Here is a 20714-nt window from a genome sequence, read left to right on the forward strand (position 1 = left end):
CGGCCGACCCGACGCCCTGGACCCTCCCGCTCACCAGGGGTGGGCGATGCTGCGGACGTGCACCGGGCCTCCCGGTCGACGCCCCGTAGCGACGCCGGCGCCGCGGCCGACGGGGGCAGGCACGGCGAGGTCGGCCTGCAGCACCGCGCAGGCGGCGCCACGGGCCACCGAGGCCTCGCCGAAGGCGGTCGCCGCGACCGTCGGGAACGGCCCGTTCGGCAGGCGGACCGCGAGCCGCTCGCGGACGGCCGCGATGAAGACGTCGCCGCCGGCGAGGGCCGCGCTGCCACCGATCACGACGCGTGGCACGTCGAGCAACTCGACGACGTGGGCGAGCGCGGATCCGAGGGCGGCGCCGGCCTCGGCGACCAGCGGCGCTGCGGACGGCGTCGCGCAGAGCCGCTCGAACGCGTGCCGGACGTCGCTGGCGCGGTCGAGCGGGATACCCCTGGGGAGCAGCCCGGCGTCGATCCCGCGCCGGACTTGCTGCAGGGGCTGGCAGGCTTCCCAGACCTCGGTCCAGCGCCCGTGCGCCTCGACGGGCATGCCACCGAACTCGCCGGCGTTGCCGGTCGCGCCGCGGACCACCTCGCCCGCGGCGACCGTCGCGGCGCTGATGCCGTGGCCGAGGAACACGGAGACCAGGTCGTCGGCACCGGCAGCGGACCAGACCTCGCCGAGGGCGCTCGCGACGCCGTCCTTCTCGAGCCGCACGGGCAGCCCCGTCCGGGCGGCGAGCTCGTCGGTGACCGGCAACGACCACCAGGCGGGCAACTGCGCGGGGGTGCCCATCCGGACGCCGTCGGGGTCGATCGAGCCGGGGACGGCGAGGCCGATGCCGGCAGGAAGGGGAACGCGCGGACGGGCACCGCCACGGACCCGGTGCACCGCCGCCGCCATCGTGTCGAGCGTCCGCGCCGGGTCGTCCGTCGCGTCCAGGTCGACGTGCTCGACGGCCAGCACGGCTCCGGTCAGGTCGGTGCGCACGACGACGAGGTGCGCCGGATCGAGGTGGACCCCGATCGCCGACCGCGACCCCGCGACGACCTCGAGTCGTCGCCCGCCGCCCGGTGCTTCGCGCACGAGTCCCGCTGCCACGAGTCCGGCTGCGATGTTCGACACCGTCTGCGCGCTGAGCCCGGTCGCACGCATCAGCTCGGCGCGGGCGAACGGTCCCCGGCGACGGACGAGATCGAGCACCAGCGCACGGTTCTGGACCCCGACGCGCACGAGGTTCGTGCCGCCCGTTCTGCCCTGCACCACGGTGTCAGGAAGGGGTTGACGCGGCTCGGACATGGTCCCTAGCATCTCTGGTCATACGAATTTGTCAATCAATTGGATTGAAACCGCGACGGTGCGATCGGTTCGCCCGTCCGACGACGGATTCGCCCGTGCCACACCGGCGTGGCACGGGGTCGGAAGGGACGCTCGTGACGACGACCGCACGATCCGGAACCACTGCACCACCACGGACGCGCACGGGCGGTGACGTCGCGGTCCGTCGGCGACCACGCGAGAAGCATCCGTGGACCCCGGCCGAGAAGCGTCGGCTGCGCGTCGGCATCGCGTTCATCTCGCCGTGGATCCTCGGCGTGCTGGTGTTCATCGCCTACCCCCTGATCTACTCGTTCGCGATCAGCCTGACCCGGTACTCGGGCATGGCCGACATCACCTGGGTCGGGTTCGCCAACTACGTCGCCGCGTTCATCGACCCGCTCGTGCACACCGCGGTCGGCAACACCCTGTTCTACGCCGTCATCGCGGTGCCCGTCGGGATCGTCATCGCCATCGTGATCGCCATCGCGATGAACCAGGACGTCCGCGAGATCGGCTGGTACCGGACGGCCCTCTACATCCCGTCGCTCATCCCGACCTTCGCGCTGGCGTTCATCTTCGTGGTGCTCGTCAACCCGCAGACCGGCCTCGTCAACCAGGTCATGAAGCTCGTCGGGATCCCGGCGACGAACCTGCTCGGCGACCCGACCACGGCGAAGCTCGTCATCGTCGCACTCGCGCAGATGGGGGCCGGCAACGCGGCACTGATCTTCCTCGCCGGGCTGCGCGGGATCCCGAAGACCCTGTACGAAGCCGCTCGCGTGGACGGGGCCGGACCGCTCCGGCAGTTCTTCGCGCTGACGCTGCCGCTGCTCTCCCCCGTGATCCTGTTCAACCTGATCACCGGCATCAGCAACGGCCTGCAGGTCTTCACCGAGGCGTACGTGATCTCGTCCGGCACCGGAGGACTCGGCAGCCCGGACAACGGGACGTTGTTCTACATGCTCTACCTCTACAAGAACGCGTTCAGCTACGCGCAGCTCGGGTTCGCCAGCGCCATGGCCGTGCTGCTGTTCCTGGCCGGGATGATCCTGTCCGGGCTCGTGTACTGGCTGTCCAAGCGCTTCGTCAACTACGACGTGACCGGGGAGTGACCGATGACACTGCGCACTGAACGACACCCGGACCGCGACACCGTCACCTCGTCGCTCGAGTCCGTCCGACCCCGCGGTCGCAAGGGTGCCGACGACCGCTCCCGGAACGCCGACGGCTCGATCCGCTCACCGTGGTCGTCCGTCCTCGCCCGCGTGCTCCTCATCGCGATGAGCCTGCTGTTCCTCATCCCCATCTACTGGATGGTCATCTCGGCGCTGAAGGGCAACTCCGAACTCGGTGCCTTCCCGCCCACCTGGTTCCCGCAGTGGCTCGACTGGTCGAACTTCGGCAAGGCGATCGACGCGATGCCGTTCTTCACGTTCTTCCGGAACACGCTCATCATCACGGTCTGCGTGACGCTCTTCTCGATGGTGTCGAACCTCGTGATCGCGTACGGGTTCTCGTGCCTCGAGTGGCGCGGCCGCGACAAGGTGTTCTACGTCGTGCTCGCCACGCTGTTCATCCCGTTCCCCGTCACGCTCATCCCGATGTTCGACCTGTACGCCCGACTCGGCTGGATCAACACCTTCCTGCCCCTCATCGTGCCGAGTCTGTTCGGGTCCGCGTTCTACGTCTTCCTGCTGCGGCAGTTCCTGCTGCAGATCCCGAAGGACCTGCTCAATGCGGCGCGGATGGACGGCGCTTCCGAGTGGGGCATCCTCTGGCGGATCGTCTTCCCGCAGGCCAAGGCGGCGCTCGTCACGGTCGGGATCTTCGCGGCGGTGGGTGCCTGGAACGACTTCCTCGGGCCGCTCATCTACCTGCAGGACGAGAACGTGCAGACGCTGTCCATCGGCCTGCAGATCTTCCGCCTCAACAACTCGCAGGACTTCCAGTTCAACCAGCTGATGGCGGCATCGGTGCTCATCATCCTGCCGCTCGTGGTCCTGTTCTTCGTGTTCCAGCGGACGTTCATCAAGGGCGTCCAGATCGGGAGCTTCAAGTGAGCAGCGCATTCGACCGACGAACGTTCCTGCGCGGTGCGGCCGCGACCGGCGGTGCGGGGGCGCTCGCGCTCCTCGCCGCATCGTGCGCCTCCGGCTCGAGCGGCCGGAGCAACCCGAACCAGGTCACGATCTGGGGTGTCACCGGCACGTTCGTGCCGTTCCAGACGAAGGTGATCAAGGACTTCAACGAGATCCACCCCGAGGTCGACGTCAAGGTGAACGTCGTCCCGTCGCAGGGCACCGGCGACGCCACGAGCATCATCACGGCCGTGCGCGGCGGCACCGCCCCCGACCTGTGGCTCCTCGACCGGTTCAGTGCGGCGCAGTACGCGGCGATCGGGCTCATCGAACCGATCGACGACATGATCGAGGAGTTCGAGGACCAGCCGAAGGACGAGTTCCTGGCGCAGTGGCTCGGGTTCACGATCGGCGAGGTCAGCTACCAGGGCAAGACCTACGGCCTCCCCCACGACACCGACGCCCGCGGCATGTTCGTGAACCGGAAGATGCTCACCGGTGCCGGGATCGACCCGGACGAGTTCGACTGGGAGCACAACGGCCCGGTGAGCATGGACCGGATGTGGGACGTCAGCGAACGCATCACGAAGAAGTCCGGTGGCAACTACACCCACGTGGGACTGCTCCCCTGGTACGGCGAAGGCTGGCCGTTCACGTGGGGGCTCGGCCTGGGGGCGTCGTACTTCGACCAGCAGGACTCGAAGATGACGATGGACTCGAAGAGCGTCCGCAGCATCTTCGAGTTCTACGAGGACTGGGCGAAGCGGTACGGCTACAAGGACGCCGACACCTTCATCGCGACCTACGAGCCGACCGGGCACCCGCCGGGACAGACCGCGTTCATGGCGGACCGGATGGCGTTCATGGTCAGCGTCCCCTCCACCATCCAGACCTTCGACAACTACGGCCCGAAGGACCTCGACTGGGGCACCGCGTACCTGCCGACCCAGCAGGACGGCGGCGACAAGTACACGTGGTCCGGTGGCTTCGCGCTGTGCGTGCCGAAGGGCTCGAAGAAGAACAAGGCCGTGTGGGAGCTCATGAAGTACTTCACGAGCAAGCAGGGCCAGGAGACCTACATGGTGCCGGCCACGAGCGTGCCGTCGAACATCGGGGCGCTGAAGGACCCGAAGGGCTCCGCGAAGTCGATCCGCTTCTTCACCGAGTCGATCGGCGCGTCCACCTGCCGCCCGCCGCTGCCCGTCGGCGGCGCGTGGTGGGACTCCCTCGCCGACGCGCGGTCGAGCGTCCTCCTCGGCACCGCGAGTCCGCAGGAAGCCGTCGAGCGGGCGCAGAACCGCGTCGACCCGATGATGCAGACCTACTCGCCGTTCAGGCTGCCGAAGGACTACGACAAGGTCCGGATCTGAGCGGGAACGCTCTGATCGTCCCCCACGAAAGGAACCACCGACACATGCCCTCCACCCCCTTGCGCGTCGCCGTCCTCGGCTTCTGGCACGTCCACGCCGGCGACTACGCACAGCAGACCGTCGACCACCCCGGCACCGAGCTCGTGGCCGTCTGGGACGACGACACCGAGCGCGGCCGAGCCGGCGCCGAACGGTTCGGCGTCGAGTACACCGACGACCTCGATGCGCTGCTCGCCCGCGCCGACGTCGACGCCGTCACGATCACGACCTCGACCGACGTCCACCGCGACGTGATCGAGCGCGCGGCAGCGGCCGGCAAGCACGTCTTCACCGAGAAGCTCCTCGCCCCCACCGTCGAGGAGTGCGACGCGGTCATCGCCGCCTGCGATGCCGCCGGGGTCACGCTCGTGGTCTCGCTCCCGCGGCTCTACCACGGCTACACGGCCGCGATCCGGCGCGAGCTCGACGCGGGCCGCCTCGGCGACGTCACGTACTCCCGCGTCCGGCTCTCGCACGACGGTGCCGTCGCACCGTGGCTGCCGGAGCGCTTCTTCGACCCGGCGACGGCGATCGGCGGCGCCCTCACCGACCTCGGCTGCCACCCCGTCTACCTGACGCAGCTGTTCCTCGGCGCCCGCCCCGACACCGTCGAGGCCGTCTACCGCTCCTACACCGGCCGCGCGGTCGAGGACCACGCCGTGGTCACCGTCGGCTACGCCTCGCAGGCGATCGGCGTCATCGAGGCCGGCTTCGTCGCGGGCACACCGTTCACGATCGACGTGGCCGGCACCCGGGGCTGGCTCGCGTACTCCGACCAGGAGGCCCGGCTCACCGCCGGCGGACCGGCCTACGGCGACGAGCCGGTCACCCTCGACGTCCCCGCCGACACCCAGGACGCGTTCGGTCAGTGGGTGGACCACATCGCCGCCGACACGCGTGCCGACGACAACCTCGCCCGCGCCGTCGAGCTCACCCGCCTGGTGGTCGCCGCGAACGACGCCGCGGGTCAGCCCGCGACCAGCGACGCCCTCGTCGGCGCACCCGCCTGACCGTCCCAGCAGTCCAGCACCTCGAACCAACCACAGGAGTCACCATGTCCAGCGACATCATCCGCGTCGGCCTCATCGGCGGGGGCGGCATCGCGTCCGCGCACATCGCCGGCTACGCCGAGCACCCCGACACGATCCGCATCGCCGCGGTCGCCGACGCGTTCGCGGCCACGGCCGAGGAGCGCGGGGCGGAGCTCGGCGTCCCGTTCTTCACCGACTACCTCGCCATGCTCGAGCAGGCGGACATCGACGCCGTCGACATCTGCCTGCCGCACCACCTGCACCGCGACGCGATCGTCGCCGCGGCGAAGGCGGGCAAGCACGTGCTGTGCGAGAAGCCGCTGTGCCTGAGCCCCGACGAGGCCGCCGACGTGCAGCGCGCGGTGTCCGAGTCCGGCATCACCCTGATGTGCGCGCACAACCAGCTGTTCATGCCCGCGGTCGCCAGGGCCAAGGAACTCATCGACGGCGGGGCGCTCGGCACCGTCTACGAGGTCCGCACCACCGACTCGTTCCGCAACGAGTTCGACCCGTCGAACATGGGGTGGCGTGCCCACGCGTCGACGAGCGGCGGCGGTGAGCTCATCGACACCGGCTACCACCCGAGCTACCTGCTCATGCACCTGGCCGGGGGCGTCCCGGTGCAGGCCACCGCGATGCTGTCCACGCACCGGCTGGCGTTCATGGAGGGCGAGGACTCGGCGCAGGCCCTGTTCCGCTTCGACAACGGCGCCGTGGGCCAGCTCGTGACGAGCTGGGCGTACGACCCGGCCGCCGGCACCGAGCGGTTCAGCGTCGTCGGCGAGCACGGCGCCCTGACGAGCGACGGCACCACGCTGCGGTGGGACCTGCGGGACGGCACGAGCGAGTCGGTCACCTTCGACGAGGTCGACACCTTCGCAGCCGAGATCGGCGCGTTCGGGGCGTGCCTGCGCGACGGCACGCGGCCGATCCACACCGAGCGCGAGGGCATCGCGGTCCTCGGCATGATCCTGGCGGCGTACGAGGGTGCCCGGACGGGGACGATCGCCCCGGTGCTGACGGCGGACGAGACCGTCAGCGCCTGACCCGCGCGCGGTCGCGTCGCACTGCACACCCGTTCTGCGACGAACCACGAGTCGTTCGACGCGTGGTTCGTCGCAGAACGGGTGCTGACGCACCGCGCCACCGTCGGCACCACGTCAGTGCGTCGCGGGTGCCGCGTCCTCGTCGTCGGCGGCGTGCAGGACCGACTCGGCCTGCCCGAGCAGGTGCCGCGCGGCCAGGCTCAGCGACCGCACCCCGACCACGACGACGAGCAGGGTGAGCAGCACGAGCAGCACGGTCGTGGGCACCCACGCCACCGGAAGGTCGAGCACCCGGAACCACTCGATCGCCGCCGTCGCGACCGCCGCAGCCGGGAACACGAACGACCAGAACCCGAGCGAGAACCCGAGCCGGACGTACCGGGGCAGCAGGGCGAGCTGCACGAGGAGCATGAGGACTCCGAGGCCCGCGATGGCCTGCACGGGCAGGGTCCGGGCGTCGTCCGTGAGCGCGAACAGGGACACCGTCGCCACCGCGGGCGGAGCCACGAGGATCGCCATCGTGGGGACGAGCGGGTCGGGCAGTGCAGGGCGGAACGACAGCCGGATGAGGAGCAGCCCGGTCATCACGCCCCAGAAGAACACGCCGACGCCGAAGCACGCCCAGGACAGCCAGCCCACACCGACCTCGTGCGTGGCGACGGCGGCGACGAGGGCCGCGGCGACCGTCGGCAGCAGGTAGCCGCCGTGCACGGCCTCCAGGGTCAGGCGCCCCTCGAACCACGTGCTCAGCAACCACGCCGCGAACCCGGCAGCGACCGCCACCGCGAGCACCACGAGGACCTGCCCCCCGATCTCCCAGAACCGCGCGAGGTCGACGCCGAGGAGCATCGCCGTCGCGGGGACCAGGGCGGCGATCGGGCCCTGCGCGGGGTGACGGAGCTGGTCGACCAGGCGTTCGTCGACCCGGACGCCCCGCAGGACGTGCGCGCCGAGCAGCCACGACCACGCCACCGCCGCGACCACCCAGAACACCTGCGGGACGACGGCCGGCACGCCGAGGACGGGCGCCGTGTACGACCAGGTCTCCGCGAAGCCGGCCAGGCCGAACGGTGCGGCGAGGGTGTTGAGCGGGATGCGGGAGGTCGGGCGTGCGCTGGGCATAGGGGTTCCATTCTCCCCGGCTCGCGTCGCGCCGCGTAACGCCCCGGCCACCGTGCCGCCACAGTGGCAGATTGGGCCGATGCCCTTCGAGAACAGCGACCACGTCCAGGCCACCACCGCCGGGTCGCTCCCGCGCACGCCGGAGCTCATCGCCGCGAACGCCGCCCGCCCCGTGGGCGCCGACGGCTTCACGCTCGAGACCACCGACGAGGTCCGCGCGATGACGAGCGCGGCCGTCGACGACGTCGTCGCCCGCCAGACCGCCCTCGGCATCACGCAGCCGGGTGACGGCGAGTTCGGCAAGGCGATGTCGAACAGCGTCGACTACGGCGCGTGGTGGGGCTACTCGTTCCAGCGCGTCAGCGGACTCTCGCTCACGGACGCCGACATCTTCACGCAGGAGCCGGTCCACTCGAGCCCGGGCAACGTGCAGCTGACCAGCTTCCCGGACCGTCGCGACTGGACGATCTTCCGCGAGGCCTACACCGACCCGGCGTCGGGCATCGGCACCGGCAAGAACGCCACCGCCTTCCCCACCACGACCGGCCCGATCGCCTACACCGGGCACGAGGCCGCACGCACCGACGCCGCCAACCTCGGGCACGCCGTCGAAGCGGCCGGTGCCGAGAACGGCTTCATCACCGCGCTCTCCCCCGGCTCCGCGGCCCGGGTCGCGAACGAGTACTACGCCACAGACGAAGAGCACATCTGGGCCTGGGCCGACGCCCTGCGCGAGGAGTACCGGATCATCCTCGACGCGGGCCTCGTGCTGCAGATCGACGACCCCTCGATCGCCGAGAACTGGGACCAGATCAACCCGGAACCGAGCCTCGAGGACTACCGCGCCTTCACCCGCATCCGCGTCGAGGCGCTCAACCACGCGCTCGAGGGGCTCGACACCAGCCGCGTCCGCTTCCACCTGTGCTGGGGCTCGTGGCACGGCCCGCACACCACCGACATCGAGCTCCGTCACATCGTCGACCTCATGCTCGACATCGACGCCGGCGCGTACTCGTTCGAGGCCGCGAACGCCCGCCACGAACACGAGTGGACCGTGTGGCAGGACGTCACGCTGCCCGACGGGAAGGTGATCGTCCCCGGCGTCGTCAGCCACGCCACGAACGTCGTCGAGCACCCCGACCTGGTCGCGCAGCGCATCGAGCGGTTCGCCTCGGTCGTCGGGCGCGAGCGCGTCATCGCCGGCACCGACTGCGGCCTGGGCGGCCGCATCCACCCGCAGATCGCCGCGGCGAAGCTCGAGTCGCTCGGCGAGGGTGCACGGCGCGCGAGCGCGAAGCTCTTCTGAGCCGCACGTTCCTTCCCAGAACGGCTGCGGTAGCAAGCAAGAACGGGCGTACCTGCCACGAAGATCACGGCAGGTACGCCCGTTTCGTAGCGGTACGCCCGGTTTCGGCAGGCCTCAGGGGCTACCGCCGTGCGCGGCCGAGGACGATCGCGCCGACCGCGGCAGCGCCCCCGAGCCACACGAGCGGACGCGTGACACGCCGTCGCTTCGCGACCCAGCCGCCGTTCGTGGCGTTGCCGGCGTCCGCCGGGGCGTAGAGGTTGCCGTCGGTCGGGTCGCCCTTCCCGCGCAGCGCGAAGGTCTCGACCATCGGCTTCGTGATCTTGTGGAACAGCCCCGGGAACACGTACTGCAGCGGGACGAGCGACGCCTGGATGCGTCCGACGTAGCGGTACCGCTTCGGGTGTGTGGCGGCGGTCACGACGGCACGACCCGCGCGCTCGACCGAGACCGTCGGCGGCAGCGGGTGCGAGTTCTTGCCGGTGTAGTTGGCGCCGTTCTGGTAGATCGGCGTGTCGATCGTCGACGGCAGCAGCGTGGTGAAGCGGATGCCGGTGTGCGCGAACTCGTCACCGAGGACGTCGACCAGGCCGAGCGCCGCGTGCTTGCTCGTGACGTACGCCGACTGGTAGGGCGCCGACAGCAGTGACTGGATCGAGCCGACGAGCACGTACGTGCCCGTGCCGCGCTGCTTCCAGTGCGGGAGCAGGTGCGTGATCGCGTTGAGGTGGCCGTAGAGGTTCGTGTCGACGACCCGCTTGAACGCCTCGGTGGGGGTCTGCTCGAACAGGCCGTAGACGAACAGGGCCGCGTTGCCGACGAAGACGTCGATCCGCCCGTGCCGACTCGTCACCGTGCCGATGAGGTCCTTGACCTGGTGCTCGTCGGCGACGTCCGTCGGGATCGCGACCGCGTCGGCCCCGAGTGCACGGCACTCGGCGGCAGCGGCCTCCAGGGAGTCGTGGCCGCGTGCGGCGAGCACGAGCGTGGCACCCTGTCGGGCGAACTCGTGCGCCGCGGCCCTCCCGATGCCGCTCGATGCTCCGGTGACGACGACGATCTTCCCGCGGTACCGATGTCCCATGCGTCCTTGGTACGCGCCTGCTGGTCCGTTCCCGCACAGACGGGCCGTACCCCTCGCCCCGGTGCGAGGATGGAGCATGCGCAAGGACGACCTGACCGTCGACGAAGCCACGGTCATCGCCGAACACGCCCGGTCCGGTGCCCTCGAGCTGGACGACCCCGAGGTCCGCAAGGTCGTCGAGCAGGCGAACCGGGTGCTCGTCCGCGCACAGATGTGGGGCGAGGAACGGAGTCCGAAGCTGCGTCGTCGCCGTCGGTTCATCGCGATCGGTGCGCTCGTGATGGTGCTCGTCTGGGTGGCCGGACTGCTCGTGCCGCTGGCGCTGCGCTTCGGCGTGTAGCCGGAGCCGAGACCGGAGACGAAGCGTCGGCCCCCTCGGTTCAGCGGCCGGTGCGGGCGTTCCGGGCGAGGAGCCAGAGGTACGTGCTGTGCCCGACGAGCGCCAGGCCGAAGAAGATCGCGGCGACGGCGTAGACGCGGTCGAGCTTCCCCTGCCCGATGACGAGCATCACGATGCAGAACGCCACGGCGATCGCCAGCACGCCGACCTGCACGGTCGACCAGATCCGTCGGAAGCGCGGCATGCCCGTCTCGTTCACCCGGCCATTCTCCCCCATGCCGCGCCCGCCGTGCGGTCGCCCGACGTCAGCCCGCGGTACGACGCGGGCGAGGCACGTCGGTACCGTGCTCCGATGTGCTGCCCCGCAGGCCGGACCTAGCGTGCAGGCATGGACACGCACCACCCCACGGCCACCCCCACCAGCACTCCGGCCCGCCCTGCACGCCGACTCCGTCGCCCGCTCCGGATCATCGGCTTCTCGCTCGTCGGGCTCGTCGGCCTCGGCGCCCTCACGCTCGGCGGCACGGCCACCTACGACGCGATCGCGACGGCGGCGGAACGGGACGACATCCGCCCGTACGGCGAACTCGTCCCCGTCACCGGCGGCCGGGTCAACGTCGCCGTCACCGGGTCCGGGTCCGGGGCGTCGACCGTCGTGCTGCTGCCAGGCTTCGGCACGGCATCCCCCGTGATCGACTTCGCCCCGCTCGTCGACCGGCTGCAGGACACGCACCGGGTGGTGGTCGTCGAGCCGCTCGGGTACGGCCTGAGCGACGGCACCGACCGGCCCCGGACCAGCGCGAACATCGTCGACGAGGTGCACCAGGCACTGTCGACCCTCGGCATCGACCGCTACGTGCTCGCGGGGCACTCGGTCGCCGGGATCTACGCGCTCGAGTACACGAACGCGTACCCGGACGAGGTGCAGGCGTTCGTCGGCATCGACAGCAGTGTGCCGACACAGCCCGGCATCGACGAAGCCGTCGGGTCCGGCCTGTTCCGCTTCGTGAAGGCCACCGGGCTCGCCCGTGTGCTCACTGCCGTGTCCGGCGACGCGTACGCCGGGTTGCCCTACACCGATGCGCAGAAGGAGCAGATGACCCTGCTGTCACACCGCACCAGCATGCGCGCGACGTACCTGGACGAGTACGAGCACCTCGGCGCGAACTTCCGGCACGCCCGCAGCCTCGCGTTCCCCGCCGATCTACCGGTCCGCCTGTTCGTCGTGGGCGACGACCCGGAGGTGCCGGGGTGGGAGCGCCTGCACCGTGAGCAGGCGGCGTCGGTCACCGACGGCCAGGTCGTCCTGCTCGACGGCGGGCACTACCTGCACCACACGCGCGCGGCGGAGATCGCCGAGGGCATCGACGCGGTCGCCGACCTCGGTCAGTGATCCCGCAGCGCCTCGACGAGCTCGGCCTTGCGCTTCGACGAGTACCCGGTCAGGCCGAGCTCCTTCGCCCGCTTCCGGAGGTCCACGACGGTCCAGTCGTCGTAGGAGCCGGACTCTCCGCCCTTCCTCCCGACGGCCTCTTCGCCGCGGGCCGCTGCGGCGTTGCTGATCCGCGCGGCCTTCTCCTTCGAGTTGCCCTCCTTGCGGAGCTCCTCGTACATGTCCGGCTTCTTGAGTTGGTTCGGCATGGTGCGTCACGGTACGCGCGGCGGCCCGGCGTCGTTCCGCGCCGCCGGCGACTCAGCGCTTCTCGGGGTCGTGGCCCCAGTTCATCAAGGACCACCGCCACGGGGTGTCGTGCACGTCGCCGTCCGGCCGCTGCTCCGAGTGCCGGGCGACGTAGCCGACCACCTTCCGCATGTGGGCGTGGTCGTCGTCGGTCCGGTCCGCCTTGTGCTTCTCGAGGATCCGGATGACGTGCCGCCCGCTCTCGTGCCCGGTCGACTCACCGCCGCCCGGGGGCTTCTGCCCGACGTGCTTCGACTCGTCGGTGTCGAGCCAATCGCGGAGCTCCGACGGGGTCATGTTCACCGCGTCGGCGAAGTCGCGCTCGGTCTGCTGGTCGTCGTCGTCGTCACTCATGGTCCCGAGGCAACCCCGCGGTTCTGGACGGGTGCGCAGGGCGGATGGCGCTCCGCAGCCGTCCAGCCGGGACGGGTTCCGTGGAGGCACGAGCAGGAAGGAACTCGCATGCCCACCGACCAGTACGAACACGGCGACCCGCGCACCCGCTACCCCGACGTCAAGCCGGAGCCGCAGACGCAGGACGAGCCGGGCCTCCAGTCCGCCATGGACCCGGTCCCCGACCTGGGCGAGACGAGCTACCGGGGCACCGGCCGGCTCGCCGGCCGCAAGGCCCTGATCACCGGCGGCGACTCCGGCATCGGCGGCGCCGTCGCGATCGCGTTCGCCCGCGAGGGCGCCGACGTCGCGATCGCCTACCTGCCGGAGGAGCAGTCCGACGCCGACCACGTCCTCGAGCAGATCCGTGCCGCCGGACGCACCGCCGTGGCGATCCCCGGCGACCTGCGTGACAAGGCGTACGCGCAGGAGCTCGTCGACCAGGCCGTCGCCGGACTCGGCGGTCTCGACGCCCTGGTGAGCGTCGCCGGCAAGCAGCGCTGGCAGCCGGACGTGCTCGACATCACCGACGACCAGTTCGAGGCGACCTTCGACGTGAACGTCTTCGGGCTGTTCCGCCTCGTCAAGGCGGCGCTGCCGCACCTGGAACCCGGTGCGACGATCACCACGACGGCGTCGATGGAGGCGTACAAGCCGGCACCCGACCGCCTCGACTACGCGGCGTCGAAGGGCGCGATCAACAACCTGTCGAAGGGCCTGTCGCAGCTGCTCGTCGAGCGCGGCATCCGCGTCAACGTCGTCGCTCCCGGGCCGACGTGGACGGTCCTGCAGCCGAGCGGCGGCGTCGACCCGTCGACGCTGCCCGAGTTCGGCAGCAGCGAGTCGCCGATGGGCCGCGCCGGACAGCCAGCCGAACTCGCACCGGCCTACGTCTTCCTGGCGTCGGACGAGTCGAGCTACGTCGTCGGCGAGACGCTCAACGTGAACGGCGGCATGGTCACGCCCTGACCTGCACCGCGCGCCGGCAGATCAACCGCGACGACTGATCCGCGGTACATCGTGAGCAGGAATGGTCGGGTTCGCTTGCAGCACCCGACCATTTCTGCTCACGAAGCGCCCCCGGGCCCGCCGCCGCGATCGACGCGCACTGCTAGCGTGCAGACGTGTCCTGGGGCCGACGGTACTTCGAACTGCAGGCCCTCGGCGGCGCGGTGTGGTGGATCACCGTCGCGACCGTCCCCGCCGTCCGGACGCTCACGCTCGGCTCGCTGGACCCGGTGGTCGTCGCGGCCCTCGACGTCCCGCTCTTCGTCGTGGCCTCGGCGCTCGCGGCGGTCTCCGCAGGCGCGGTCGGACGGATCGCGGCGACCGTCGCCACCGTGTGGACCGCACTCGTCCTCGCCGGGCTCGCCGTCTGGGCGACCGGCACCGGCGAGGCCGGCTGGGGCGTCGTCGTCATGACCGCGGCGGCCGTCGGCTCCGTGCTGGCCCTCGCCCTCGTCCTGCTCGGCCGGGTACCGACCGAGTGGTTGACGTCCGGTCCACTGCGGTTCCGCACGGCCGACCCGGGTGCCACGACGTCACGGCACGTGGTCGCGACGACCGTGCAGATCGTCGTCTTCTGGGGGCTGTTCCTCGGGGTGTTCCCCGTGGCCATCGCCGTCGCCGAGCACCGCTGGCGGCTGCACCCCGCACTGCCCGGACCGGTCGTGGCCGCGCTGCTGGTGGTCGGGCTCGTCGTCCTCGCGCTCGCCAGCGCGCTCGGCATCGCGTCGGCCGCGGCGATGTCGACCAAGGGCGCTGGCACCCCGCTGCCGTCCGCCAGTGCGAACCGGTTGGTCGTCGCCGGACCGTACCGCTCGGTGCGCAACCCGATGGCGCTCGCCGGCATCACGCAGGGCGTCGCCGTCGGGCTGCTGCTCGGCTCGTGGTTGGTCGTCGTCTACGCACTCGCCGGGTCGATCGTGTGGAACTGCGTCGTCCGGCCGCTCGAGGAAGCCGACCTCGAGGCCCGCTTCGGCGACGACTTCCGCCGCTACGCCGCCCGTGTCCGGTGCTGGGTGCCGCGGTGGCCGATCGCGGCGAGCGTCGGCGGGGTCCCGGTCCCCCTCAGCTCGCCGCGCCGGTGATGTTCACGAGCCACGTGACCCGGAACCGGTCGGTGAGCATCCCGAACATGTCGCCCCACGGGGCCGTCGTGAGCGGTTCGATGATCGACGCGCCCTCGGCGAGCCCGTTCCAGTAGCGGGTCAGGGCCTCGTGGTCGTCGCCGCTGAGCGACAACGAGATCGTGCTCTCCGACGGCGTCTCCATGCCCGTCGGCGCGTCCGAGGCCATCAGCAGCAGGCCGTTCTCGCCCTCCAGCTGCCCGTGCATGACCTTGTCGGCATCGGCGGGGTCCTGGCTCATGCCGGCTTCGCCGAAGGTGCCGATCGTGAGCTCGCCGTGGAACACCGAGTGGTAGAAGTCGAGGGCTTCGCGGGCCCCCGAGCGGAAGCCGAGGTACGGGTTGAGACGCACGGACATGGTGGACTCCTCACGACGGGCGGGCGTCGTCGCCCGCTGCGCGCCCATCGTCGCAGACGCGACGTGCCCGCGGAAGGGCACGGCGCCTTGGACGGGCGTGCGAAGCGGCCTGGAGGCACGTGGCGGCGCCGCCCCGCGCCTCCAGGCCGTCAGGCGGTCGCTCTGCGGTCCGTGGCCGGGTCTGCCCCGGCCAGGTCACGGATGCGCTTCGCCGGCACGCCGGCGTAGACGCCGTGCGCCAGCAGGCGCCCGGTGACGACCGCGCCGGCCGCGACGACCACGTCGTGCTCGATGTGCGCGCCGGGCAGGATCGTCGCCCGGCCGCCGATCCACACGCGGTCCTCGATGACCACCGGACGGCCGGTCGGCGTCTCGCTCCACCGGCCGTCGGCGTCGATCGGGTGGTGGCTCGTCATGATGAGGACCTGCATGCCGATCGCGGCGTTCGCACCGATGCTGACGGGGGCGATGGCCTCGATGGTCGTCGCGCGGTTGAAGTAGACGCCCCGCGCGACCGACAGGTTGCGCGGGTCGCCCGTGAGCGAGAAGCCGACGCCGGGGGCCGACTCGGCGTGCGCTCCCGCGGCGTTCAGCAGGAGCCGTCGCACGACCCGCGGCAGGAACGGCGAGCCGAGCAGGGCCGTGAGCAGGACGTGCTCCCGGGCGTGCGCGACGTCCTCGCGGAGGCGTCGGGCGAACGTCGAGGGGACGGGGACGGGGACGGGGACGGCTGGCGTGGCCATGCGGCCTCCTGGGCTCGAGGGAGTCGTGCGGCGACACCACACACCGGAAACGTAAGCGCTCCCCAGGAGACCGACAACGGACTCCCGGGCCGTTGCGTGATCCTTGCGGTAACGCCCCGGACCGCTACTCCCGCGCCGCCAGCGCCGTCTGCCGCGGCAGCTCCCCGAACTCCTGCCGGTAGCTCCCCGCGAACCGGCCCAGGTGCGCGAACCCCGTCGCCCGGGCGATCTCGGCGACGCTGCGGTCGTCGCCGGCCTCGAGCTGCTCCCGGGCGAGCAGGAGCCGGATCCGACGCAGGTACATCGTCGGCGTGATGCCGTGGTGCCGCTGGAACGCCGCCTGCACGCCGCGGACGCTCAGACCCGCGGCCTCGGCGACGTCGTTGACGGTGATCTGCTCGGTCGCGTGGTCGAGCAGGAACGTCTCGGCACGGGCGAAGCGCGCAGTCGACGCCATCACCGGCTCGTGCTGCCCCACCGGCCAGTGCGGGATCGCGGTCAGCAAGCCGCCGGCCGCGAACCGGGCGAGCTCCCGCTCCCGCTCGAGCGGCACGTCCGTCGGACCCTGCAGGACCTCCTGCGCGACCGACCGGACCATGAGCCACCAGGCGGCGAGCGGCGCCCCCTCTGGCACGTGTCGGGGACGGAACTCCAGCGGACCCGGCGCCCAGTCACCGCGCTCGGCGGCGACCTGCTCGACGATCGACCGGTCGATGCGCAGCACGTCGTGCTGGAAGTCCACCCACCGGAACCGCTGCGGGTCCTGTCGGTAGAGCACGGGGCGGCCGATCTGCACCGGGTTGTCGTCGACCTGCGCCGAACCGGCCTTCACCCAGACGATCATCATCGCCCGCCCGGGCTCGACCGCGCCGCTCAGGGCACCCGTGCACCGCGTCGACTCGAGGGAGAGCAGGGCGGTGCCTCGCACGCGCTCCTCGAAGACGAAGCCCTCTCCGGTCGCCTCGACGGTGAGTCCGTGGGTCACGTGGGTCACCGACAGTGCCTCGGCCGCGACCGACGGCTCGTCTGTCCTGATCTCCCGCTGCGTGCGGTGCATCATCTCGGGCACGTGATGATCCTCGCGACATGTCGGCATCCGCGCAACGCACGACGCGCCGGGTTTCCTGGACGACGACCAGCATCCGCGCGTTTGACTGATGCGACATGAAGTACATCCAGTACGACCGCTCCACGTTCCTGACGAGCGACGACGTCGCCGACGCCGTGATCGAGTACGCCGCGGCGCTCGCCGGCGGCAGTCGCGCCGACGCGATCGCGGTCCCGACGGTGGCGGAGGACGGCACGATGACGACCACGAAGATCCTCATCGGCCCGTCGAGCGAGATCGTCGTCGCCGACGCGGACGAGGACGAGCTCGAGGTCGAGAACGGTGAGTTCGTGGAACGCCTGCGTGCTGCAGCGCAGACGTTCGACCACCCTGAGACGATCCACGCCGACACCCGCTCGGACCTGACGGGCGACGGACCGGTCGCCTGACCGCAGCGCGGTCGGAGCGACACGCACCGCGCGCACAGCGCCCACCGCGCGCACCGCGCTCACCGCCCGAGGTCGGTCGGGAACCTGCTGGCGTCGACCGCCAGGACCGCCTCGGTCCGTCGGCTCAGCTCGGCCAGGAACGCCCCACTCTCGGGTTCCAGGTCGTCGTCCGGCGCCGGCTCCAGGGCGACCGCCACCGCTGGTGCGAGGAGCAGCTCCACCGTGCTGGCCGCGCCGAAGTCGTCGGTCGTCGGGACCGACACGACGTCGCTCAACCGGCTCTGGTGCAGGGCGGCCGCGTACCGGATCACCGCGTCGGCGACCGTGTCGCCGGTCAGGACCCGGACGGTCCCCGCGTAGTTGACGTACTTCATCGGTGCTCCCTCGTGACGAGGGGCATCCGCCGCGGTGACGGTTCCCTGCTCCTGCTGGACAGTAGGCCGTGGTCGCCGCGCGCGTCACACAGCGGCTCCGGCCGCACCGTCAGTCACCCGGAGGAGTGGAACCGCGTGGTCCGCCACGTGCGCAGGTACCGGGCCTTGCTCCGGCGGGGAACCCTTGTGCCCGGAGCAGGACCGACGTAGCTTTGCGGCAGCTGCCCCGGACCCCGGTCGCCGGAACTCCTGTGTTCCTCGAGACGATCAGGGAATGTCACCGTGCCGCAGCAATCCGTCGACGAGACGTCATCCGCGAACACCCCCGAGCGCACCACCGTGACCGCCGTCGCGCCGGTCCGCCTGGAGGCCTCGGCGTCCTCGCCCGAACAGGCCCTCGAGCAGTTGCCGGGCCTCGTCACGGGCACCTCCTGGCAGACCCGTCCGACCACCGGGGCGTACTCGTTCCGGTACCTGGCCGTCGGTGACGGCAACGTGACGCTCCGCCGGTCGCAGATGCGCGGCTACGTCTGCGGCACCGTGGCCCCCGACGACGCGTACATCGTCGTCCTGGTGCTCGGCGGCGTCGTCACGCTCGACCTCCTGCGCGGCGGCGGGCCGGTCGACAACGGCGTGCCGGCGCTGATGCCCACCGAACGACGCGCCGTCGTCGAGGCCAGCAACCACGACGCCGTCATGGTGCACCTCACCCGCGCGTTCGTGCGGTCCGTCGCCGAGGAGCGCCACGGACTGCCCTCCGGCGGCCTGCACCTCGACGAGCGTGCCGTCCCCGCAGCGGACGCCGTCGTGCGCTGGCGGCAGGTCCTCGAGTCCGCTCGTCGGGTCCTCGCGGCGCAGGGTGTGGCCTCCACCGCCTGGTCGGACGCCACCCGGGCCGTCGCCGTCGCCTTCCTCGCCCTGTACCCACCGAAGGCCGCCGAACCGTCGAGCGCCCTGTGGGCACCGCGGAACGCCCGGATCCGGCGAGCGGTCGACCACGTGCACGAGCACGCGGCGGAACCCATCGCCGTGTCGGACCTCGCCGCGGTGTCCGGCTTGAGCGTCCGTGCCGTGCAGGAGTCGTTCCAGCGGCTGTTCGGGATGCCGCCGTCGGCCTACGTCCGGTCCGTCCGGCTCCAGCGCGTCCGGGGCGACCTGCTGCGACTCGACACCTCGACCACCTCGGTGAGCGAGGTCGCACGTCGCTGGGGGTTCGCCCACCTCGGCAGGTTCTCGGCGGAGTACACGAGCCGCTACGGCGAGTACCCGAAGGCAACGTTGCACCGGTGACCGGTGCGCTGCCGGACCCCGTGCCCTGGGCAGGGCCGACGGGCGGACGGGAGGCGCGGGGCGGGCCCGGACCGCGCCTCCCGTCCGTCAGGTCGTCCCGTCCACCGCCCTGACGGACGTCACGCAGACGGCGTCGCGTCGAGCGCGATGACCGCGACCTGGACCACCGCGTCGTCCGGCATGTCCGGGTAGTAGTTGGCGCGCAGCTGCCGGGCGAAGTCGGCCATGTCCGTGTCGGCCGGCTGGTGCGCCGCCCGAGGGGTGAGCTCCGCCAGGCGGTGGTCGGTCACCTCGGTGACCTGGCCGGCCAACGGCGTCGCCGAGGGGTGCTCGTCGAAGACGAACACCGCGGGGCCGGTGCGGACGTCCTCGTGCCAGCGCACCGTCGTGACCTTCTCGCCGCGCTGGACGGCGTCGTGGTGCTTCTGGTGGAAGTGGATCGTCTGGGACACGGATCAAGTCTGGTGGATGTCGACCAGGTCCGAGTGCCGCGCGGCGTAGGCCGTCGCACGGCGGATCCGGCGGAGCGTCAGCGGGACGATCCAGACGAGCACCGCCACCATGAGCACGAGGAACACCGGCGGCAGGATCCCGAGGTCGCCGCGGATCCACGTCGAGACCATCTGGAACGCGAGCGCTGTGTAGAGCAGCCCGATGTACGCGAGCTGGAACCGCAGCGCGAGTGGGACCACCGTGGCGTACCGGACGGCGCCGACCTGCTCAGCCGGGTCGAGCGGCAGGTCCGCGCCGCGGGCCACGATCTTCGCGAAGCGACGGAGTCGACCGAGGTCGTGGCCGGCGGACGCCCGCAAGAGCCCGTTCAACGGCAGCGACTGGAGCAGGGCCGCGAACGCGGTCGCAGTGAAGACCAGCTGGCCGGCGAGGAAGGCCGCCTGGGTGAGTCCAGCGGGGTCGTCCCCGGTGAGGGCGGCCAGGACCACCACGCCGATCGTCACGACGACGATGGACACGCCGAAGGTCACCGCGATCACCACGATCGTGTGGCGGAGTTCGGCCGGTCCGAACCGGTAGCCGACCGGGTACGCCGACGGCGAGGGCTCCGTGCGCCGGAACAGCGCACCGAGTGGTCGCGCGATCACCAGCAGCACCGCCGCTCCCCCGATCAGCACGACCGGTACCCAGACCGGCGCACCGGCCGAGACCGACGCGAGCACGATGACCACCGCACCCGCCACGTCCACGGCGACCACGCCCAGCAGCCACCACCGCAGGTACCGGGAGCTGTCCGTGGACGACCGGTGGTCCCAGTAGCCTGCCAACGACCCGACCACCGCAGGTCCGACGACGAACATCGGGATGCTGACGCTCACCGCGATGATCAGGACGTCCGAAACGTCGCTGAGTTCGAACACTGCCAGCAGGGTGCCCCCGAGGGTGAGCGCCGTGATCAGCACGATGAGCAGGACGTAGCTCAGGACCCGCATGGGGTGACTCCTCTTCCGGCAGGACGACGCCTCCCAGTGCATCCTGGCCGAGCTCCGACGGGCCGGCCCAC

At 71.3% G+C, this 20714-nt stretch carries 24 protein-coding genes; 12 read left to right on the forward strand and 12 right to left on the reverse strand.

Translation table 11 applies throughout. The features are described 5' to 3' along the window. Window positions 1-30 precede the first annotated feature (30 nt). Window positions 31-1296 (reverse strand): ROK family transcriptional regulator, encoded by a 1266-nt coding sequence (locus EDF31_RS11130; RefSeq protein WP_165901396.1) that lies wholly within the window; start codon window positions 1294-1296, stop codon window positions 31-33. 134 nt (window positions 1297-1430) lie between these two features. Between EDF31_RS11130 and EDF31_RS11135 the strand changes: the two genes are divergently transcribed. The 5 genes from EDF31_RS11135 to EDF31_RS11155 are packed head-to-tail and all read left to right on the forward strand — an operon-like array spanning window position 1431 to window position 6881. After that, window positions 1431-2429 carry a sugar ABC transporter permease gene (locus tag EDF31_RS11135; protein ID WP_111085648.1) on the forward strand — a complete coding sequence of 333 codons (999 nt, stop codon included), beginning with the start codon at window positions 1431-1433 and terminating at the stop codon, window positions 2427-2429. Between the two features lie 3 nt (window positions 2430-2432). Next, on the forward strand, window positions 2433-3377 hold the full coding sequence (locus EDF31_RS11140) for a carbohydrate ABC transporter permease (protein WP_131846177.1): 945 nt from the start codon (window positions 2433-2435) through the stop codon (window positions 3375-3377). Further along, window positions 3374-4765, forward strand: coding sequence for an ABC transporter substrate-binding protein (locus EDF31_RS11145; RefSeq protein WP_165901397.1), 1392 nt, complete (start codon window positions 3374-3376; stop codon window positions 4763-4765). The genes EDF31_RS11140 and EDF31_RS11145 overlap by 4 nt, the downstream gene beginning before the upstream one ends. Before the next feature lie 44 nt (window positions 4766-4809). Beyond that, entirely contained in the window at window positions 4810-5814 is a 1005-nt protein-coding gene (locus EDF31_RS11150) for a Gfo/Idh/MocA family oxidoreductase (RefSeq protein WP_131846179.1), read from the forward strand. Window positions 5815-5858: 44 nt separating this feature from the next. Next, complete coding sequence (locus EDF31_RS11155) at window positions 5859-6881, forward strand: Gfo/Idh/MocA family oxidoreductase (protein ID WP_131846180.1); 1023 nt, start codon at window positions 5859-5861, stop codon at window positions 6879-6881. Window positions 6882-6995: 114 nt separating this feature from the next. Here the strand turns inward: EDF31_RS11155 and EDF31_RS11160 are convergent, their stop codons facing one another. Then, window positions 6996-8003: a transporter gene (locus tag EDF31_RS11160; RefSeq protein WP_131846181.1), complete on the reverse strand. Its 1008-nt coding sequence runs from the start codon at window positions 8001-8003 to the stop codon at window positions 6996-6998. A 79-nt stretch (window positions 8004-8082) separates the two neighbouring features. Between EDF31_RS11160 and EDF31_RS11165 the strand changes: the two genes are divergently transcribed. Then, the gene (locus tag EDF31_RS11165; protein WP_131846182.1) at window positions 8083-9309 is read left to right on the forward strand and encodes a cobalamin-independent methionine synthase II family protein; all 1227 of its coding nucleotides are present in this window, start codon (window positions 8083-8085) and stop codon (window positions 9307-9309) included. A 121-nt stretch (window positions 9310-9430) separates the two neighbouring features. Here EDF31_RS11165 and EDF31_RS11170 read toward each other — a convergent pair whose 3' ends face one another. Continuing rightward, the gene (locus EDF31_RS11170; RefSeq protein WP_165901398.1) at window positions 9431-10393 is read right to left on the reverse strand and encodes an SDR family NAD(P)-dependent oxidoreductase; all 963 of its coding nucleotides are present in this window, start codon (window positions 10391-10393) and stop codon (window positions 9431-9433) included. 76 nt (window positions 10394-10469) lie between these two features. On the opposite strand from EDF31_RS11170, the gene EDF31_RS11175 reads away from it, so the two are divergent. Next, window positions 10470-10733 (forward strand): hypothetical protein, encoded by a 264-nt coding sequence (locus EDF31_RS11175; RefSeq protein ID WP_123672725.1) that lies wholly within the window; start codon window positions 10470-10472, stop codon window positions 10731-10733. 40 nt (window positions 10734-10773) lie between these two features. On the opposite strand, the gene EDF31_RS11180 is transcribed toward EDF31_RS11175, so the two are convergent. Next, on the reverse strand, window positions 10774-10977 hold the full coding sequence (locus EDF31_RS11180; RefSeq protein WP_111085656.1) for a hypothetical protein: 204 nt from the start codon (window positions 10975-10977) through the stop codon (window positions 10774-10776). 144 nt (window positions 10978-11121) lie between these two features. Between EDF31_RS11180 and EDF31_RS11185 the strand changes: the two genes are divergently transcribed. Then, entirely contained in the window at window positions 11122-12126 is a 1005-nt protein-coding gene (locus EDF31_RS11185; RefSeq protein ID WP_131846185.1) for an alpha/beta hydrolase, read from the forward strand. Here EDF31_RS11185 and EDF31_RS11190 read toward each other — a convergent pair. Together EDF31_RS11190 and EDF31_RS11195 are read right to left on the reverse strand one after the other, a co-directional pair. Further along, window positions 12120-12374, reverse strand: a complete 255-nt coding sequence (locus EDF31_RS11190; RefSeq protein ID WP_131846186.1) for a Rho termination factor N-terminal domain-containing protein — start codon at window positions 12372-12374, stop codon at window positions 12120-12122. The two genes, EDF31_RS11185 and EDF31_RS11190, sit on opposite strands and share 7 nt — an antisense overlap. Before the next feature lie 52 nt (window positions 12375-12426). Next, complete coding sequence (locus EDF31_RS11195) at window positions 12427-12768, reverse strand: DUF3140 domain-containing protein (protein ID WP_131846187.1); 342 nt, start codon at window positions 12766-12768, stop codon at window positions 12427-12429. Window positions 12769-12876: 108 nt separating this feature from the next. On the opposite strand from EDF31_RS11195, the gene EDF31_RS11200 reads away from it, so the two are divergent. Both EDF31_RS11200 and EDF31_RS11205 read left to right on the forward strand, forming a co-directional pair. Continuing rightward, complete coding sequence (locus tag EDF31_RS11200) at window positions 12877-13776, forward strand: SDR family oxidoreductase (protein ID WP_123938225.1); 900 nt, start codon at window positions 12877-12879, stop codon at window positions 13774-13776. Between the two features lie 155 nt (window positions 13777-13931). Next, window positions 13932-14897 (forward strand): isoprenylcysteine carboxylmethyltransferase family protein, encoded by a 966-nt coding sequence (locus EDF31_RS11205; protein ID WP_131846188.1) that lies wholly within the window; start codon window positions 13932-13934, stop codon window positions 14895-14897. On the opposite strand, the gene EDF31_RS11210 is transcribed toward EDF31_RS11205, so the two are convergent. The 3 genes from EDF31_RS11210 to EDF31_RS11220 all read right to left on the reverse strand — a co-directional run bounded on the left by EDF31_RS11210 (window position 14878) and on the right by EDF31_RS11220 (window position 17097). Then, a complete protein-coding gene (locus EDF31_RS11210; RefSeq protein WP_131846189.1) occupies window positions 14878-15294 on the reverse strand; it encodes a VOC family protein in 417 nt (138 codons plus the stop codon). The genes EDF31_RS11205 and EDF31_RS11210 overlap by 20 nt on opposite strands. A gap of 149 nt (window positions 15295-15443) precedes the next feature. Next, window positions 15444-16037 carry a DapH/DapD/GlmU-related protein gene (locus EDF31_RS11215; protein ID WP_131846190.1) on the reverse strand — a complete coding sequence of 198 codons (594 nt, stop codon included), beginning with the start codon at window positions 16035-16037 and terminating at the stop codon, window positions 15444-15446. A 124-nt stretch (window positions 16038-16161) separates the two neighbouring features. Continuing rightward, a complete protein-coding gene (locus tag EDF31_RS11220; protein WP_243650021.1) occupies window positions 16162-17097 on the reverse strand; it encodes an AraC family transcriptional regulator in 936 nt (311 codons plus the stop codon). A gap of 104 nt (window positions 17098-17201) precedes the next feature. Here EDF31_RS11220 and EDF31_RS11225 point away from each other — a divergent pair, with 104 nt between their 5' ends. Next, a complete protein-coding gene (locus EDF31_RS11225) occupies window positions 17202-17534 on the forward strand; it encodes a hypothetical protein (protein WP_123938229.1) in 333 nt (110 codons plus the stop codon). 59 nt (window positions 17535-17593) lie between these two features. Here the strand turns inward: EDF31_RS11225 and EDF31_RS11230 are convergent, their stop codons facing one another. Beyond that, window positions 17594-17908, reverse strand: a complete 315-nt coding sequence (locus EDF31_RS11230; protein WP_123672695.1) for a hypothetical protein — start codon at window positions 17906-17908, stop codon at window positions 17594-17596. 282 nt (window positions 17909-18190) lie between these two features. On the opposite strand from EDF31_RS11230, the gene EDF31_RS11235 reads away from it, so the two are divergent. Then, window positions 18191-19198, forward strand: coding sequence for a helix-turn-helix transcriptional regulator (locus EDF31_RS11235; protein WP_131846191.1), 1008 nt, complete (start codon window positions 18191-18193; stop codon window positions 19196-19198). Between the two features lie 119 nt (window positions 19199-19317). Here EDF31_RS11235 and EDF31_RS11240 read toward each other — a convergent pair whose 3' ends face one another. Together EDF31_RS11240 and EDF31_RS20355 are read right to left on the reverse strand one after the other, a co-directional pair. Next, window positions 19318-19650, reverse strand: a complete 333-nt coding sequence (locus tag EDF31_RS11240; protein ID WP_243649984.1) for an ASCH domain-containing protein — start codon at window positions 19648-19650, stop codon at window positions 19318-19320. A gap of 3 nt (window positions 19651-19653) precedes the next feature. Then, window positions 19654-20643 carry a hypothetical protein gene (locus EDF31_RS20355; protein WP_243649985.1) on the reverse strand — a complete coding sequence of 330 codons (990 nt, stop codon included), beginning with the start codon at window positions 20641-20643 and terminating at the stop codon, window positions 19654-19656. Window positions 20644-20714: the final 71 nt, after the last annotated feature.

Source organism: Curtobacterium sp. PhB142, assembly GCF_004341255.1.
In the GTDB taxonomy this organism is placed as follows: domain Bacteria; phylum Actinomycetota; class Actinomycetes; order Actinomycetales; family Microbacteriaceae; genus Curtobacterium.